Genomic DNA, 16,877 nt, shown 5'->3' with positions numbered 1-16,877 from the left:
GGCTAATCAGCCCACCTTGAAGCCGGCAACCGAACCCTTCAGTTCCGTTGCCAGGTCTGCCAGTTCGCCGACCGCAGTGGCAGTTTGTTGCGTTCCGGCCGTCGTCTGCTCCGTAACGCGCAGAATGTCTTGCATTTTTCCCGCCACGCTGGTTGCCGAATCGGCTTGTTGGCGCGTTGCTCCTGAAATGTTCTCGATCAGTTCGGCAAGATTTTGTGAAACGCTCCCGATCTCGGCAAGCGCCTGGCCCGTTGCATCGGATAGTCTCGCGCCTTCAACCACGCCGTGCGTTGATTCTTCCATGGCGGACACAGCGTCCTGCGTGTCGGTCTGAATGGTTTTCACAATCGCCGCAATCTGCTTCGTCGCTTCGCCGGAACGTTCGGCGAGACGCTGCACTTCCTCGGCAACCACGGTGAACCCTCGCCCGGCATCGCCGGCAGAAGCGGCCTGAATGGCGGCGTTAAGCGCCAGTACGTTGGTTTGTTCGGTAATGTCGGAAATCAGCTCAACGATTTCACCGATTTCCTGTGAAGATTCGCCAAGCCGCTTGATCCGTTTTGATGTTTCTTGAATCTGTTCGCGAATTTCGGTCATCCCCTTGATTGAATCCTGCACCGCTTGCGTGCCTTTTCCGGCAGCGGCCAACGACTGACGCGCTACCTGGGCCGACTGGTCGGCGTCACCCGACACTTTGGTCATCGAACTGGCCATGGCCAGGACGGAAAGACCGGCCGCCTGAATTTCTTCTGACTGACGTTGCGCTGCCTCAAGTAATTCGACGGAGGTTTGCTGTGCGATGCCAGTGGCTGTTGTCACTCGCCCCGCCGCATCGTTGATGCGGCGTACCAGTACGCGTAGTTCCTCAATGGTGTAGTTGATCGAGTCGGCAATGGCACCGGTAATGTCCTCGGAAACGGTCGCGGTAACGGTCAGGTCGCCGTCAGCCAAATCCCCCAGTTCGTTCATCAGCCGCAGAATGGCATCCTGATTCTGGCGATTGATCGACTCAGTGGCCTGTCGGCTCTCGTTGGCTGTTTCCGCCTGGCGCCGAGAGTCGTCGAGGTAAACCTTGGCCATCATGGCCAGCGTCGCCAATGCCAGAAACATCAGCACGGCAAATGTTACGCCGTATGCCAGCCGCCCGCCCTGCTGGTAGGCGTTTGCCAGGTTATCCGTTGACTCGAGCAAGCCTTCGCTGTTGCGGAAAATTGAAGAACCCGCCCGCTTCGCCAGTGTCAGTCGTTGCATGCTGCCGAGAATGCCACCGACAGCGTCTTGGTACTCCTTGAAACTGGTTTCCAGGTCGCCGAGTTTGCGCTTGGTGTCTGCGTCTGTTGTGCCAGAAATGCGCAGGTTTTCGTTACCCTTTTGCAGGGCGTTCAGCAACTCGCGGAAGGTGTTCGTATCCTTGCCCAGCAGGAAGGCGATTTCGGGGCTGATTTCGTCGCCCACCAACAACGAACTGGCGTTCTTCGCAATACGTTGCGTCAACATCACCATCTGGTTGGCCGCGGCAATCTCCCGCACACCTGCACCGGACTGTAGCTTGAGTGCAGCAACCTGCTCCGAAAGCTCGAGCATTTCCGGGTTCTTGTTCGTAATGGAAGCCACGTCCTTGCTTAGTGCGACCAGGTTGGTTTCCATATCAAGCAACTGGACCGCGTCCTTGTCCGTTGCACTCCAGGTTTTGGTTAGCGCCTGCAGTTGGGGTTGCACGTCATCGGGCGATGGCGGCACCGTCGTGCCGGCCAGTTCGCCGCCTTTGGTCAGGCGTTCCAGATTGGTGACAAACTGGCTGTGCGAATCACGCAACTGCTTGAATGCCGACGTATTTCCCTGCAATGCAAGGCTGGAAGCCTTGGCCAGACGCTGCGAGAGCATTCGCATTTCACCGGCGGTCGCAATGTAGGTACTGTTGAAAGCCGATTCGCGGTTGTCGCGATACACGAAAGCGATGATGATTACCACGATAAGGAGAAAAGCCCCGCCGAGAATCTGCAGCTGCTTGATGACGGAGTACTGACCCAGAAAGCCCGGACCGGAGGCGCTTTTCTTTGTGGCGATCGGTTGAGCATCATCCATGATCGTGGTGTCGGATGCGGTTTGACCCGCAGCATCATTTGAGCCAGATAGTTTCAGGTTGAACGCCATGTTGGATCTCCGGTAGCAACGTATTGAGCGTACGTGTCTTCAGGTACGGTTGAAATACATGAGGGTCTCAAACGCCAATGTCCATGAAAGAGTCATCCGAAAGGAGCCGGCGCACATTCAGCATATTCCAGCGGCGCCCCTCGTTATCGGAATAAGCTTCACTCGACCAGGGAGGCGCGTCGGGATCAGTAGCCACCGGTGTCAGATCGTCAAGATTGCGCAGGCCGAGAACGCGTGGAATCAGCAGTGCGGCGTTGTCACCATGGCGAGTGCCAATCAGCAGCAATCGCGAACTGGCGTTTTGTGGAGTGGCTTCCTTGCCCTGAAAAGCGGAAAAATCGGCGACCGCGTAAAGATTCCCGCGAATATTCGCAATGCCGGCAAACCAGGGCTTGGTCAAAGGAACGCCGGTCAGTGGCGTCAGCGGAATGATTTCACCGGAATCGAACAGGCTGATCAGCCAGAAGTCGGATCCTGCCTGAACGCCCAGCAGGCCCGCTGCACTCTGGTCGCTGACTCCGGCAAGCCGCTTGGCCAAGTGCGCCTGAAACTCGCGTAGACTCCCTTTTTTTGCCATACCGTGTCTTGATGCCTACAGGGCTGCGATTTTGGCCAGCAGCTCTTCACTATTGACCGGTTTGACCAGGTAGTCCTGCGCGCCCTGGCGCAAGCCCCAGATCTTGTCGGTTTCCTGGCCCTTTGAGGTGCACACAATGACAGGGATATGCTTGGTCGCTTCGTCGCGTGTCAGCGTTCGGGTCGCCTGATAACCATTGAGTCCGGGCATCACGACATCCATCAAGACCAGATCCGGCAATTCGGCCTTTGCTTTTGCGATGCCCTCTTCGCCGCTTTCGGCAGTAATGACTTGGTAGCCATGCTTGGACAAAAGCTCAAGCATGGCATGACGTTCGGTAGGTGAATCGTCAACGACGAGGATTTTCTTGATTGACATGGCGGTGACTCCCTGGGTGCCCTTGAAGTTATGAATTCAATCTCAGTCCGGCTGACGCGCAAAAGTTGCGACTGCCTGCAGCAGACTGTCTTTGGTAAACGGTTTGGTTAAGTACTGGTCGGAACCGACCATACGTCCGCGCGCGCGATCGAACAGACCGTCCTTTGACGAAAGCATGATCAGCGGTGTATTGCGGAAGCGCTGGTTCTTTTTGATCAGCGCACAGGTCTGGTAGCCATCGAGCCGGGGCATCATGATGTCGCAGAAGATGACTTCGGGCTGGTGGTCAGCGATTTTTGCGAGAGCGTCAAAACCATCCTCGGCGAGAACAACCTGACAACCGGCCTGCACGAGAAATATTTCCGCGCTACGCCGGATAGTGTTGCTGTCGTCGATGATCATCACTTTGATGCCACTCAGGTTCGCAGCGTCGGCCAATTTTTTCCTCCAGGCTGCCCTTCATTTCTAATCTTGAGGGCTCTGATCAAATCGGATGGTATGGCTAATACATCTCTTATATTCAGGCGGTACTATACATCAATGATTTAGATTTCAAGCATTTCGAATTCATCCTTGCGCGCACCGCATTCCGGGCACACCCAGTTGATCGGGATATCCCGCCAGCGTGTTCCCGCCGGAATGCCTTCTTCCGGACTGCCTGCCGCTTCGTCATATACGTAGCCGCAGATCAGACACATCCAAGTGCAATATGCGGCATCTTCAGTAGTTTTCATAGCGTGATTCGTATTTCGGGTAAAATCGGCCGCGTGAATTGCCTCCGATTCTAGCCATACGTTCTTCCCTCTGCCAAGGCTTTTCTTGTCCCGGCGCCGGTTCGCTTTCATGGATTCATTATCGATGCAACTGCCGCCTCCGATTGTCCTGACATTTGCCGCCAGCGACCCCACGGGAGGTGCCGGCATTCAGGCCGACCTGATGACGGTTACATCGCTGGCTTGCCATGCGCTATCTGTCATAACGGCGTTGACGGTGCAGGACACTCTCGGCATCACGAGCGTTCTGCCCGTAAACGCCGACTGGGTCGAAGCTCAGGCGCGCACCCTTCTTTCAGACATGCCGGTCGCTTGCTTCAAGATAGGCGTTCTTGGAAGTGTCGAAAACATCAGGGCGGTTGCTCGAATACTGTCCGATTATCCCGATCTTCCGGTGGTGTTTGATCCGGTGCTTGCATCCGGGCGAGGAGATCAACTGGCTGATGAGAGCATGGTTTTGGCATTAACCGAATTGCTGCTGCCGCTGGTCAGCATCCTGACACCGAATTCCCTTGAGGCGCGCTGGTTGGCCGGCATGACAAATGCGGAGGACTGCGAAAGCGATATGCGGCTCGAAGAATGCGCCCACCGACTGATCGACCTGGGTTGTGACCATGTCCTGATTACCGGCACGCATGAAGATACTCCACAGGTGGTCAATGACCTCTACAACGCGGACGGCCTCGTACGTAGCGACCGCTGGGAACGATTGGCCGGCAGCTATCACGGCTCAGGCTGCACGCTGGCGTCGGCCGTGGCAGCTCATCTGGCCCACGGTCTGACCGTCGGCGATGCGGTGCGCGAAGCGCAGGACTATACTTGGCAGACGCTGGCGGCGGGTTTCCGGCCGGGAAAGGGGCAATTCATTCCGGATCGTTTCTTCAGGGCGCGCCGGAAGGCATGATCAATCATGGCTGAAGCAGAATGATGTCATTGCGCGGGCTCTATGCCATCACCCCGGACGGCCTCGACAAGCCAACCCTCCTGACGGGCGTTGAAGCCGCGCTTCGCGGCGGTGTCCGGCTCGTCCAGTATCGCGACAAGGCACGCCGGCCCGCAGAACAAGCCGACCGGGCGTATGCGCTGCTCTCGCTTTGTCGACGATTCGGCGCCCGCCTTATCGTCAATGACGACGTGGCGCTGGCCTGCTCGGTCGATGCCGACGGCGTGCATCTGGGCGGGGACGATGGCGATCTGGCCGCCGCCAGACTCGCGCTGGGTCCGGGCAAACTGCTCGGGGCGTCCTGCTATGCAGATTTCGATCTGGCCTGCGCTGCGGTCGGGGCTGGTGCCGATTACGTTGCCTTCGGCGCAGTCTACCCGTCGCCGACCAAACCGTATGCCGTCCGTTCGCCACTGTCGCTGTTCCGCCGCTGCCGCGACGAACTGGGCGTTCCGGGATGCGCCATCGGCGGTATTACCCTGGCAAATGCGCCCGCACTGGTTTCAGCAGGTGCCGACCTGCTTGCCGTCATCACGGATCTGTTCGATGCTGGCGACATCGCGTCGCACGCCAGGGATTTTCAGCAACTGTTCAAAGGAGAACGAGCTTGAGTCACCGCAATCAACACCTCTTCGAGCGCGCACAGCGACATATTCCTGGTGGTGTCAATTCCCCTGTCCGCGCCTTTCGCTCGGTCGGCGGCACGCCATGCTTCTTCGCCAAGGGAAGCGGGTCGCGCATGACGGACGCGGACGGAAAATGCTACCTCGACTACGTCGGATCGTGGGGCCCGCTGATTCTCGGCCATGCGCACCCAGAGGTTGTTGCCGCCGTTCAGAAGGCGGCCGCTCTCGGGCTTTCCTTCGGCGCGCCGACCGAAAGCGAAGTCGAGATGGCCGATCTGCTCTGCGAGTTGTTGCCTTCACTCGACATGGTTCGTCTCGTCAGCTCGGGCACCGAAGCGACGATGAGCGCCATTCGCCTGGCGCGTGGTTACACCGGACGCGATACGCTGATCAAGTTCGAAGGCTGCTACCACGGCCACAGCGACAGCCTGCTGGTGAAGGCCGGCTCGGGCATGCTGACCTTTGGCAACCCGAGTTCAGGCGGCGTCCCCGCTGACCTGGCGAAACATACGATGGTGCTCGACTACAACGATGTCGCGCAGCTCGAAAGCGCTTTCGCCGCGTATGGCGACAGCATCGCGGCAGTGATCGTCGAACCGGTCGTCGGCAACATGAACCTGATCGCCCCCAGGCAGGAATTCCTGCAGGCGATGCGCGAATTGTGCAGCAAACACGGATCAGTGCTGATCTTTGACGAAGTGATGACGGGTTTCCGCGTCGGCCCGCAGTGTGCACAAGGCTACTACGGCATCAAGCCGGATCTCACCACGCTTGGCAAGGTGATTGGCGGCGGCATGCCGGTCGGTGCCTTCGGCGGCAAGCGCGAGATCATGGAAATGATCGCGCCGCTCGGCCCCGTCTATCAGGCCGGAACGCTGTCGGGCAATCCGGTGGCCGTTGCGGCCGGACTGGCGACTCTGAAGCTCGTGCAGCAACCCGGCTTCCATGATTCGCTGACACAAAAAACCCAGGCCTTGTGCGACGGGCTGGCGGCGGCGGCGACGCAACACGGCGTGACATTTTCCGCCCAATCGGTCGGCGGCATGTTCGGTCTCTATTTCCGCCGGGAGCGGCCGCACAGTTACGCCGAAGTCATGGAATGCGACAAGGACGCATTCCATCGTTTCTTTCATGCCATGCTGGGCGCCGGACACTACTTCGCGCCGTCCGCCTTCGAGGCCGGCTTTGTTTCGGCAGCACACAGTGAAGCGGATATCGCCGAAACGGTCGCTGCGGCAGAAGCGATTTTCAAGACATGGTAGTGCCAATGCTTTTGGAACACATCGGAATCGCTCTCAGCATCCCCTATGAGGAACGCCGCAGGCTAACTCGACGAGCCAACTCCGAGTACTGTGAAGCCGGGAAGATCTTTCGCGGGCGCTCCTAAGTGGCGCCCACGTCCGAGTCCTGACCCAAGCGGCGGTGTACGCGCCGCAATAGCAGCAAGCCGACCAGAGCAAGAACCGGAATGGCCGCGCCGATGACCAGATCGGGCGAAATCGGCACGCCGAGCGTCTTCAGCGCCTTGGCGCCGTAGCCCACCAGGCCCGTCAGGTAATAAACGATGGCGGCCAGCGACAGCCCTTCCACGGTCTGCTGTAGCTTGAGCTGAAGTGCAGCGCGGCGCGCGGTGGCGGCCAGCAGCTCCTGATTCTGGCGTTCGCGAACGATGTTCACCCGGGTCGACAGCAGGGTGCTGGCCTGCGCCACCCGGTCCGAAAGGTCGCCCAGCCGCTGCGACACCGTGGCGCAGGTGGCCATTGCCGGGCTCAGCCGCCGGGTCATGAACTCGTCGAAATTCTGCAGGCCGCGGATCCGCTGTTCGCGCAATTCGCCGATGCGGGTGGTGACCAGCGCATGGTAAGCGCGGCTGGCGCCGAAGCGAAACTGGCTGGCGGCCAGTGCGCTTTCCACCTCAGTAGCCAGCGCCGTCAACCGATGCAGCAAGTCCTCGTCCTCGCCGGCGTCGCAGGCGATGCGTTCGATCAACCCGACCAGCGTACGCTCGATCGTCATCAGCCGTGGCCACAGCTCACGCGCTATCGGCAGCGCCAGCAGTGCCATCATGCGATAGGCCTCGATCTCGAACAGCCGTTGCAGCATCCGGCCGGCCGAGCGCGCGGTCATGTCCTTGTCCAGGAGCAGGAAGCGTGCAAAGCCGTCGTCATGGATCACGAAATCGGTGAACGCCAGGCCTGCGCCGTCGCCGATGCGCGAACCGACGACCATGTTCTGTCCGAAATGGGTGGAGAACTGTTCGGCCAAAGGTATTGCTGCGGCGCCGTCGGCCTGCACATCGGCCACCATCAGTTTGGCGTGGGCGGCGAACACCGTCTGCCCCGGCACGGCGGCCAGCCAGCCCGGCGGTAGCAGCGCGGCCACCGGCTCGCTGTAAGGCTGGGGGTTCAGCCCTTCAGTGAAGAAGGTGTAGCTCGAAAACTCGCCATGGCGCTCCCACTTCAGACGCTGCGCGCCGAGCGATGCGGACCAGTGCGTGGCGTGCTCGGGTGGCGGTTCCAGCCCCTGGCTGGCGCAAAGTGCGGCGATGTGTGCCAGTTCGGCATCAAGCGCCTCGGTATCGATGCGCACCGCCACATAGGTGGCCCGGCACGGTGCCGAGAGCGGCTCCGCCGCACGCGCCAGAACCTCGGCGGCGAGCGTGGCGCGCTCCGGATGGTCGGGTGGCAACAGCTTTGCGGGCGAGGGCGTGATACTCAAGGGAACCTCCGGGATAAGACGTATTCGTACCTGGATCAAAGCGCAGCACACCGTGATCTGTTGCCGCTCGTTCTTGCGACTAGCGCAGCCAGCCCTTCTTTCTGAAGAACCAGAACGGAACGACGACGGAAACGAACATCAGCGTCATCGAGAAGGGGTAGCCATACTCCCATTGAAGTTCGGGGAGCCACCTGAAGTTCATGCCGTAGATGCTGGCGATCAGGGTCGGTGGCAGCATGGCGACCGAGGCCACGGAAAATATCTTGATGATCTTGTTCTGGTTGATGTTGATGAACCCGACCGTGGCGTCCATCAGGAAGTTGATCTTCCCGAACAGAAATGACGTGTGACCGTCAAGCGATTCGATATCGCGCAGAATCTGGCGGGCATCCTCCATCTGATCGGGGCCGAGAAACTTGCCGCGGGTGAGGAAGGAAACAGCGCGGCGGGTGTCATGGACGTTGCGGCGAATGCGCCCGTTCAGGTCTTCCTCGCGAGCGATGTCGGCCAGAATCATGGCCGCCTCCTTGTCGGTGATCTCCGTGCCCAGCACGTGCTTGCCGACTTCCTCCAGCGCGGCATAGACATCTTCCAGCGCATCGGCCGAATACTCCGCATCGGCGGCATAGAGATCGAGCAGCACATCCTTGCCGTCGGTCACGTAACCCGGTTGGGTGCGTGCGCGCAGACGCTGCAGGCGGAAGACCGGCAACTCTTCGGTACGCACGGTGAATAAAACATCCCGGTGCAGAATCAGGGCCACCGCCACGTTGCGCGATCCCTCCTTGGTATCGAGCAGGAAATCCGAATGCAGATGAATTTCCCCGTTGTCCTCGATGTAGAAACGCGCGCTTGCCTCAAGGTCGGTCAGGTTGCTTGGATTCGGCAGCTGAACATCGAAGAAACGCCCCACCCAGGCCCGAATCTCGGGAGTCGGCGCGACCAGATCGACCCAGATCGGCTTCAGGCATTTCAGGTCGTAAGGCGTATTGACGTTGATCTGGCTGAGCCGTCCGTTGCGCAATTCGAAGGCACTGACGGTCGTCTTTTCGTTGCGGTGATGACTGTCGCCGATCAGTTCCTGACGCACTTCGTCGGACAGAATTTCGAGGATCGGCTCGCCGCGCTCCTCGCGCACCTCTTCCCACACCAACAGGCGATCCTCGGGCTCCAGAGCCTCGATGATCTGGGCAATCTCGGCCAGGGGAATGCGTTCGAGCAGAGTACGCATTCCGGCCAGATGCTGCTTGTGTACGACCTCCTCGACGAGATCATGACGCGGCATATCCTGGCGGTGAACGAGTTCCTCGACCAGCTTGTGCTTGGCAAGCAATTCCTTCACATTGGCCAGGTGATCCAGGATGCTCTTGTCTTCACTCATCGGGCAGGACTCCCCCTGTACTGCAACGCGTCAACCAGACGGGAATTCTAGCAGCCTACCGGACTTGATGGGCTTGGGTTTGCTCGGAATTCTGGCGACCCGCAAATATAAGCAGGAGGCCTTGCTGTCTTAACGCCTGAACACGGGCCGGTCGCGGGGTGATGCGGGGCTAGCACGACACTTCGAAGCCCCGCCCGATACAGGTAATGCGTCTGCTTTCAAGGCACCTGTGCCGACGGCATCCGCGACTGGATGACCGCGGCCTTGTTGGCCAGGCCGGGCGCGTTGCGGTTGCGGTCGTAGAAGCGCGGACTCGGCACCATACCGGCCAGTCGTGCCGCCTGCTCGGGGCCAAGTTGCGCGGCGCTGATGCCGTAGTAGTGCCGCGCCGCCGCTTCGGCGCCGAACACGCCGTTGCCCCATTCGATGACGTTGAGATAGACCTCGAAAATGCGCTGCTTGCTCCAGACCGATTCGATCATCAGGGTGATGATCGCTTCCTCGGCCTTGCGCCAGGGGGTTTTCGACGGTGTCAGAAAAAGGTTCTTGGCCAGTTGCTGGGAAATGGTCGAGCCGCCGGCAACGATTTTTCCGCGCCGCTGGTTCTTTTCCATGGCCTTCTGGATTCCGCCCCAGTCGAATCCTTCATGATGGATGAAGAGGTCGTCTTCCGAGACGATGATGGCGCGCTTCAGATTAATCGAGATTCTTCCATAACCGACCCATTGTTTCTTGAGCTGTGCCCTGGGATCCTTGATCTGCAATTCGGCGAGCCGGATTGCCATGAAGCGCGTGGTATCGGGGTTGATCCAATTCCACCAGAGTACCCAGCAAAACAGCCAGAACTGGTAGAGCAGGAGCAGGCCGAACAGGCCAAGTAGCAGACTCTTTATCGAGAGGGAAAGGAGTTGTGCGGCAGACTTCACACGTCGGCGTTCCGCAGCATATTGATCACCGGTGCGCTTTGCGGGCGTACGCCGCGCCAGATGAAGAAGGCCTCTGCCGCCTGCTCGACGAGCATGCCGATGCCATCGGCAAAGCGCGCCGCGCCCTGCCCTTTGCCGAAGGTGATGAACGGCGTATCGCCACGGCCGTACATCATCTCGTATGCCAGGCTGTGCGGGGAAAAGAGGCCGGCGGGTAGCGGCGGCATCTCGCCGCCCAGGCTCGCCGACGTGGCGTTGATGATGATGTCGAACGATTGCCCGGCCAGTTCGGAATAAGCACTACTGGAAACTTTGCCAAGGCGGGCAAAGTGCCGGGCCAGCGCTTGGGCCTTGGACACGGTGCGGTTGGCGATGACCAGCATTTCCGGCTGCGCGTCCAGCAGCGGCCCGATGACACCGCGCGCCGCGCCGCCGGCCCCGAGCAGCAGCACGTGCTTCCCGTCGACCGGGCAGCCCAGATTGAGCGTGATGTCGTGCAGCAATCCGGCACCGTCGGTGTTGTCGCCGACAATGCCGCTGCCGGTGACCACCAGCGTATTGACCGCGCCGGCCAGCTCGGCACGCGGCGTCCGGTAAGGCACCAGGCGAAAGGCTTCTTCCTTGAACGGCACGGTGATGTTGGCGCCGCGCCCGCCGGCCTTGATAAAGGAATGTACGGCCAGGGCAAAGCCGTCATGTGGCACAAGGCGAGCCGTGTATTGAATATCCTGATCGGTCTGCCGGGCAAACGCCGTGTGGATGAGCGGCGATTTGCTGTGACCGATCGGATTGCCGAATACGCAGTAGTGGTCTGTCATGGGGCTACCGCGATGTCTCTGTTTCGAGCTGGTTGCGAGTCGTAAAGCTCCAGGTGCGGGTGATGACAAGCAGGTCCGTGTCGCGCCGGATGTCTGGCGGAAAGGCGGCATAAGGACCGGACATGGTGACGATACGGCGTGCTGCATCGTCGAGGATTTTGTGTCCGGAGGAGCGGTTGATCTCGACCTTGTCGACGGCGCCGTCACTTTTGATGGTCACCGACAGGAGCAGCGTGCCATAGAGTTTGCCTTTGGCCGCTTCCGGATAATTGAGCGTCCCCACGCGCTCGACCTTCAGCCGCCAGTCCTCCACATATCGGGCAAACCGGTATTCGTCGGCGCGCGTTCCGATGTGTTTCGGGCGCGGCCGTTTGTTGTATTCATTCGAATTCCTGTCGATCTCGCCTTGCAGGCGTGCCATCTCCAGCGCACGGTTCGCCAGATCGCGGCCGCTTACCCCCTGGACCGGCTCGGGTTGGGCCTCGTTCTCGGCTTTCGGGGGGGCCGCCGTTTTGCTGCGCGACTTGGCGAGCAAACGTTCCTGCTGGGATTCAAGCGCCTGTACGCGCTTCTGCGCCTGTTCCAGTTCGCTGCCGCTTTGCTGCTTTTCCGAGGGGGGCAACGGTGTCTTGACGCGTCGGTTTTCGTCGGTATTGCCGCCGCCGTCGAGGTTGGCTTGCGCCAGCGCCTGGGCATCCGACGGCCGTCGCGCCGATTTCTTGTTGACCAGAATGATGTCCAGCGCCTTGTCCTGAAAGGCGCGCGAGGCATCGGGAAACTTGAAGTGCAGCGAGAGTATGGCTGCGTGGAGAAACATCGAGATGCCGACCGCCCACCAAAGGTTGCGTTCGCTGGTTGAAACCCTTGTTTGACGGACAGCACGGCTCACGTCAGTTGATCACCTCAAGCGTATCGTCGATTTCCTCTGCATTTTTCTCGGCCAGATCGAGTGTCTCGACATAACGGCAGCCAAGTTCGAGCGTCAGGTAATCAACCGATTCGATGGACAAACGAATGCGCTGGCCCGGCTTCAACTCGGGTGCCGAATTTACCCGCTGGATCAAGGGCAGGCTGTCGAGTTTGACGAGATTGTCGCGCCGGACGGTGGCTTCGGCGATGTGCACGTTTTCCTGGCGCAGCCAGCGCAAACACCAGTAGCGTTCCATGCCCCGCTGAAATTCGGCGTAGGCGCCGTAGGTCAGTTCGAAGTCGCGCATGGCAGCGAACAGAGCGTCGGACTTGGCGCCGAAGTGCGGCGTATCGCCGTTCAGGCACGCCATCAGTTGCCACTGGTTGAGCAGGTCGACGTAGCGGCGCAGCGGCGACGACGACCAGGCGTACTGCGCCACGCCCAGTCCGTCGTGCGCCTGTGGCGAGGTCGTCATGCGCACCTTGCCGGCGCTCTGCGCGCGGTAGATGGCTGGAATGCCCTTTTCGGCAAGCACACCGCCCCAGGTGCTGTTGGCGACGATCATCAGTTCGGCGACCAGTTTGTCGAGCGGGCTGCCGCGCATGCGTTCGCTGATTTCTACACGGCTGGATTCGTCATCGGACGGGTCGCCCGTGATAGAGAAATTGTAGTCGTGGTTGCCCTGCATCGACGATGGCTTGCCGCGCCGGCCTTCACAGGCATTGGCCAGATGCCAGAGCGTTCTGAGCTCGTCGCGAAAAGCAAACTCGGAGAGGCCGTCGGCCAGCGTCTGCGCGTTGAACAGCGGCTCGATATCGTGATGGCGCAAGTTGGCGACGATGGGCACAACTTCGATGCGCGTTTCGTGTGCAACGATCTCGAATTCCGGCGTCACCGTCAGGTACAAGGATAGCGCCGGGCAGTCGCGACCCGCGGCCAGCGTAAAACGCTCGACAATGGCTTCGGGCAGCATGGTGATCTTGCTGCCCGGCATGTAAACGGTCGACAGACGCTCGCGCGCGATCTCCCCAAGCGGCGAATCGGGTGCAATGGCGAGGCAGGGCGCCGCGATGTGAATGCCGACCCTCCAGCCGACGCCGGGCAATGTCTGCAATGAAAAGGCGTCGTCAATCTCGGTGGTGGCCGCGTCGTCGATCGAGAAGGCCTCTACAGAGGCGCGCGACAACCCGGCTGGCGGCATGGGTGGCTCGATATCCGGGAAGCGGATGCCGCGCGGAAAGTATTCGAGCAGAAAGCGCTGCAGGTGGTAGTTGCTTGCCGACGGGATGGCGCCGCATTTCTCCAGCAGGTGCGGCGCGGAGAGTCCGGTTTCAGCGCAGGCGGTTTCCAGTGCACGCGTTTCAAAGCGGTTGCGGTCGGGCTTGTAGAGCAATTGGTTGAGCAACGGCGCAAACTCGGGCGGTAGTCTGAAGGACTTGAGTTCGCCGACCATGCGCTCGACGGTCAGTGCTTGCTGACGCTTCTTTTCAAGACCGGCCAGAGCAGCTGCGAGAATGTCTGGAGGGGCCTTGCGGAAACGCCCTTTGCCCTTGCGATGAAAATAGACGGGCGCTGAATGCAGGGCCAGCAGGAGCGCAGACGCTTCGACCGGCGTGGCTTTGTGCCCTGATCCGCCGAAGTATTCGTCGGCAAAATCACAAAAAGAAAATTCGCCATCGCCCGCGCACTCCCAAAGAAAATCCGTTTCAATGCCCTCAGCGAGGGATTCGGCACGACCCAACAATTCGCCCGGCGAGGGTTCCATGTAGCGCAAGAGAACGTTCGCCGACTTGATCTTGGCGCGCTTGCCGGTGGCCGTCTCAACCTGCAACGACGCTTCGTTGTCGGTCAGGATGGTGGCGGTTTTGAAGGCGCCGTCTTCTTCGAACAGAACATGCATCGGAGCCATTATAACCCGCAAAATTCAAGCAGTTGCGGCAACAAATCCGGGAAACGGGTGAAGCTGTGGTCGCCGCCGTCCAGGATCATCTGATGGCAACCGGCGTAGTGCGCGACGGCGCGCCGATAGTCCAGCAACTCATCGCCGGTCTCGACCATCAGCAGATAGCGCTCCGGAGTTATGCGCGGCACTTCAAGCGCGGCGAGCTGCGCGACGTGCTGGGGCGTGAATTCGAAGGATTGGCCGGTATGGAAATTGGTCTGGGTGCCGACAAACGTACCCGGCGCGATTGAGGCGAGGACGACCGGATTGATCAGCACCGCCCGCAAGTCGTATTTCTCCGCCAGCCAGGTGGCGTAAAAGCCGCCGAGCGAGCTGCCGACCAGCGTCAGCGGACCGGGCTGGCTGCCGATGATCGCTTCGGCCGTCGCGATGGCTGCGCGGGGGATTGGCGGCAGCACCGGGCAATAATAACGATCTGCCAGGCCGCGAGCGTTCATCGCCTGCGCAACGAGCTGCGCTTTCCAGGATGCCGGCGATGAGCAGAAGCCGTGCAGATAGAGGATCGACCCACTCACGCGGCAGTCCAGGCGATCAGCTCGAATTTCCACGTGGTCAGCACCACGATGCCGAAGGCGATGCGATACCACGCGAAAATCGTGAAGTCGTGCGTGCTGATGTAGCGCAACAGGCCACGAACCGCCCAGAAGGCCGAAACAAAGGCCGCCATAAAGCCGACCACCCACATTCCAATATCGTCGAAGGAGAGAAGCGCACGCTCCTTGTAGAGTTGATAGAAAGTTGCCGCGATCAGTGTCGGGATGGCCAGAAAAAACGAAAACTCGGTCGCCGCGCGACGCGACAGCCCCATGAACAATCCACCGATAATCGTTGCGCCGGAGCGCGATGTGCCGGGAATCAGCGCCAGCGCCTGCGCCATGCCCAGCTTGATCGCGTCGAGTGGCGAGAGTTCATCGACCGATTGCACGCGAACGCTGTGTTCGCGGCGTTCTGCCCAGAGGATGATCAAGCCGCCGAGAATAAAGGTTGCCGCCACCGTTGGCGCATTGAACAGGTGCGCTTTGATCACCTTGCCGAAGAGCAGGCCGATGATGGCCAGCGGCATGAAAGCGATCAGCACATTGAGCGCAAAACGCTGCGCCGCCGGCTCGCGTGGCAGGCCGCGTACGACTTCGGTGATCTTTGCCCGGTATTCCCAGACCACTGCCAGAATGGCGCCCGACTGGATGACGATCTCGAACAGCTTGCCACGCGCGTCGTTGAAATCGAGCAGGTCACCGGCAAGGATCAGATGCCCCGTCGAAGAAATCGGCAGGAATTCGGTAAGCCCCTCAACGACGCCGAGGATAAGGGCTTTGAGCAGCAGCAGAAGGTCCACGAAGCGCTTTCAGAAAAAGGCGCATTTTAGCAGTCCTTCAGACAGCGAACTGCGCGAACTTCTGGCCCGTCGACGCGAGTACGCCAAGCCAGGCCGGGCTGTTCAGGTCGAGCTGTTTCTTGCGACTGGTGATCAGTTCGATCGGGACATGGGTGAAGGTGTCATGCTGGAACCCGATGACCAGCCCGGTCTTGCCCGCCATGGCGGCGTGCACGGCATTGCGTGCAAAGAAGTCGCAGAGGATGGCGTCCTCGGCGCTGGCCGGAACACTGCGGATGAGGTAGCTCGGGTCGAAGTAACGGAAGGTGTTCGGAATATCCTCGGCCTTGAAATAGGCTTCAATGCGTTCGCGCAGGAAATTGCCGATGTCCTTCGACTTGAGGTTGCCCGAGGCGTCGTATTGATCGTCGCCAGGCCCGAACAAATGCTGGCCGGCGCCTTCGGCGACAAGGATGACGGCATGTGCACGCTTCAATACGCGCCTCTTGAGCGCCGCAAGAAAGCCGTCTTCGCCTTCGAGGACGAAAGGCACTTCGGGCACCAGCGTGAAATTCACGTCCTGACTGGCAATCGTGGCACCGGCAGCGATGAACCCGGCGTGACGCCCCATGATCTTGACCAGGGAGATGCCGTTGTGCACGCTGTGCGCTTCGGTATGTGCGCAATTGATCGCCTTGACGGCCTCTTCGACGGCAGTGACATAGCCGAAAGTTCGCGAGACGAAAGCGACGTCGTTGTCGATCGTTTTTGGCACACCGACCACGGAAAGCGCGTGACCACGCTGCTGCGCTTCTCGCAGGATCGCCTCTCCGCCGCGTTGCGTGCCGTCACCGCCAATCACGAAGAGAATGTCGACCTTGCGTCGTATCAGGTTGTCCACCGCGACACTGATGTCTACCGGTCCGCGCGAGGTATTCAGCTCGGTGCCGCCTTCCTTGTGAATATCCTCGACGAACTCGGGAGTAAGCGGGATCGGTTCGGAGCCGCGCCAAGGATCAAGCCCCTGATAGCCACTAACGAATCCGAGGATCTCGCGTACGCCATAACCGTGATGCAGTTCCAGAACGAGCGAACGGATGACGTTATTCAATCCGGGGCACAGGCCGCCGCAGGTGACGATGCCTGCGCGCGTGTGCTTCGGATCGAAGAAAAGGCGCTCGCGCGGGCCGGCAACTTCGAGCAGAAGCTCCTCCGACACGGGAACGTCGGGGTTGACGATGACGTTTGACAGAACACGCGACTTGTCGCTGACGTGGAACGGGAGCGGGGATGGAAAACGCGCTTCGCCAAGTGTATTGATATTCATGATGAATCAATGGCTGGGTGTGGTTTCGGGAAGGAAGAGTATCGCTGACCCGCGCACCCGGGTCAAAC

The 16,877-nt window shown here is 60.1% G+C and carries 17 protein-coding genes; 3 read left to right on the top strand and 14 right to left on the bottom strand.

The window, feature by feature from the left end; all coding sequences use genetic code 11:
- Window positions 1-6: 6 nt before the first annotated feature.
- From PROAA_RS17670 to PROAA_RS17650, 5 genes are all read right to left on the bottom strand, one after another.
- A complete protein-coding gene (locus PROAA_RS17670) occupies window positions 7-2,154 on the bottom strand; it encodes a methyl-accepting chemotaxis protein (protein WP_186412604.1) in 2,148 nt (715 codons plus the stop codon).
- 67 nt (window positions 2,155-2,221) lie between these two features.
- Complete coding sequence (locus PROAA_RS17665; RefSeq protein ID WP_186412603.1) at window positions 2,222-2,731, bottom strand: chemotaxis protein CheW; 510 nt, start codon at window positions 2,729-2,731, stop codon at window positions 2,222-2,224.
- 15 nt (window positions 2,732-2,746) lie between these two features.
- Complete coding sequence (locus tag PROAA_RS17660) at window positions 2,747-3,109, bottom strand: response regulator transcription factor (protein ID WP_281182287.1); 363 nt, start codon at window positions 3,107-3,109, stop codon at window positions 2,747-2,749.
- A gap of 42 nt (window positions 3,110-3,151) precedes the next feature.
- Complete coding sequence (locus tag PROAA_RS17655) at window positions 3,152-3,511, bottom strand: response regulator (RefSeq protein WP_186412629.1); 360 nt, start codon at window positions 3,509-3,511, stop codon at window positions 3,152-3,154.
- A 143-nt stretch (window positions 3,512-3,654) separates the two neighbouring features.
- Window positions 3,655-3,807, bottom strand: a complete 153-nt coding sequence (locus PROAA_RS17650; RefSeq protein ID WP_222102352.1) for a rubredoxin — start codon at window positions 3,805-3,807, stop codon at window positions 3,655-3,657.
- A gap of 160 nt (window positions 3,808-3,967) precedes the next feature.
- Between PROAA_RS17650 and thiD the strand changes: the two genes are divergently transcribed.
- Genes thiD through hemL form a run of 3 tightly spaced genes read left to right on the top strand, consistent with a single transcriptional unit; the run spans window position 3,968 to window position 6,713 of the window.
- Window positions 3,968-4,786 carry a bifunctional hydroxymethylpyrimidine kinase/phosphomethylpyrimidine kinase gene (gene thiD / locus PROAA_RS17645; protein ID WP_186412601.1) on the top strand — a complete coding sequence of 273 codons (819 nt, stop codon included), beginning with the start codon at window positions 3,968-3,970 and terminating at the stop codon, window positions 4,784-4,786.
- 20 nt (window positions 4,787-4,806) lie between these two features.
- Complete coding sequence (gene thiE / locus PROAA_RS17640) at window positions 4,807-5,436, top strand: thiamine phosphate synthase (RefSeq protein WP_186412600.1); 630 nt, start codon at window positions 4,807-4,809, stop codon at window positions 5,434-5,436.
- A complete protein-coding gene (gene hemL / locus PROAA_RS17635; protein ID WP_186412599.1) occupies window positions 5,433-6,713 on the top strand; it encodes a glutamate-1-semialdehyde 2,1-aminomutase in 1,281 nt (426 codons plus the stop codon). Before thiE ends, hemL begins: the two co-directional genes overlap by 4 nt.
- Window positions 6,714-6,834: 121 nt before the next feature.
- Here the strand turns inward: hemL and PROAA_RS17630 are convergent, their stop codons facing one another.
- The 9 genes from PROAA_RS17630 to PROAA_RS17590 form a co-directional block, all read right to left on the bottom strand.
- On the bottom strand, window positions 6,835-8,169 hold the full coding sequence (locus PROAA_RS17630; protein ID WP_222102349.1) for a DUF3422 family protein: 1,335 nt from the start codon (window positions 8,167-8,169) through the stop codon (window positions 6,835-6,837).
- Between the two features lie 79 nt (window positions 8,170-8,248).
- Window positions 8,249-9,550 carry a magnesium/cobalt transporter CorA gene (gene corA / locus PROAA_RS17625; protein WP_186412598.1) on the bottom strand — a complete coding sequence of 434 codons (1,302 nt, stop codon included), beginning with the start codon at window positions 9,548-9,550 and terminating at the stop codon, window positions 8,249-8,251.
- Window positions 9,551-9,768: 218 nt separating this feature from the next.
- Entirely contained in the window at window positions 9,769-10,476 is a 708-nt protein-coding gene (mtgA, locus tag PROAA_RS17620; RefSeq protein WP_186412597.1) for a monofunctional biosynthetic peptidoglycan transglycosylase, read from the bottom strand.
- On the bottom strand, window positions 10,473-11,294 hold the full coding sequence (aroE, locus tag PROAA_RS17615; RefSeq protein WP_186412596.1) for a shikimate dehydrogenase: 822 nt from the start codon (window positions 11,292-11,294) through the stop codon (window positions 10,473-10,475). Before aroE ends, mtgA begins: the two co-directional genes overlap by 4 nt.
- 4 nt (window positions 11,295-11,298) lie before the next feature.
- Window positions 11,299-12,183, bottom strand: coding sequence for an energy transducer TonB (locus PROAA_RS17610; RefSeq protein WP_245664336.1), 885 nt, complete (start codon window positions 12,181-12,183; stop codon window positions 11,299-11,301).
- 1 nt (window position 12,184) lies between these two features.
- Complete coding sequence (locus tag PROAA_RS17605) at window positions 12,185-14,104, bottom strand: ribonuclease catalytic domain-containing protein (RefSeq protein ID WP_186412627.1); 1,920 nt, start codon at window positions 14,102-14,104, stop codon at window positions 12,185-12,187.
- Between the two features lie 8 nt (window positions 14,105-14,112).
- Window positions 14,113-14,682 carry a YqiA/YcfP family alpha/beta fold hydrolase gene (locus PROAA_RS17600; RefSeq protein WP_186412594.1) on the bottom strand — a complete coding sequence of 190 codons (570 nt, stop codon included), beginning with the start codon at window positions 14,680-14,682 and terminating at the stop codon, window positions 14,113-14,115.
- A complete protein-coding gene (locus PROAA_RS17595; protein ID WP_186412593.1) occupies window positions 14,679-15,503 on the bottom strand; it encodes an undecaprenyl-diphosphate phosphatase in 825 nt (274 codons plus the stop codon). The genes PROAA_RS17600 and PROAA_RS17595 overlap by 4 nt, the downstream gene beginning before the upstream one ends.
- Before the next feature lie 37 nt (window positions 15,504-15,540).
- On the bottom strand, window positions 15,541-16,809 hold the full coding sequence (locus tag PROAA_RS17590; RefSeq protein ID WP_186412592.1) for an ATP-dependent 6-phosphofructokinase: 1,269 nt from the start codon (window positions 16,807-16,809) through the stop codon (window positions 15,541-15,543).
- Between the last annotated feature and the right edge of the window lie 68 nt (window positions 16,810-16,877).

The sequence above is a fragment of the Candidatus Propionivibrio aalborgensis genome (assembly GCF_900089945.1).
GTDB lineage: Bacteria > Pseudomonadota > Gammaproteobacteria > Burkholderiales > Rhodocyclaceae > Propionivibrio > Propionivibrio aalborgensis.
This window is presented reverse-complemented; position numbering and strand designations above follow the sequence as displayed.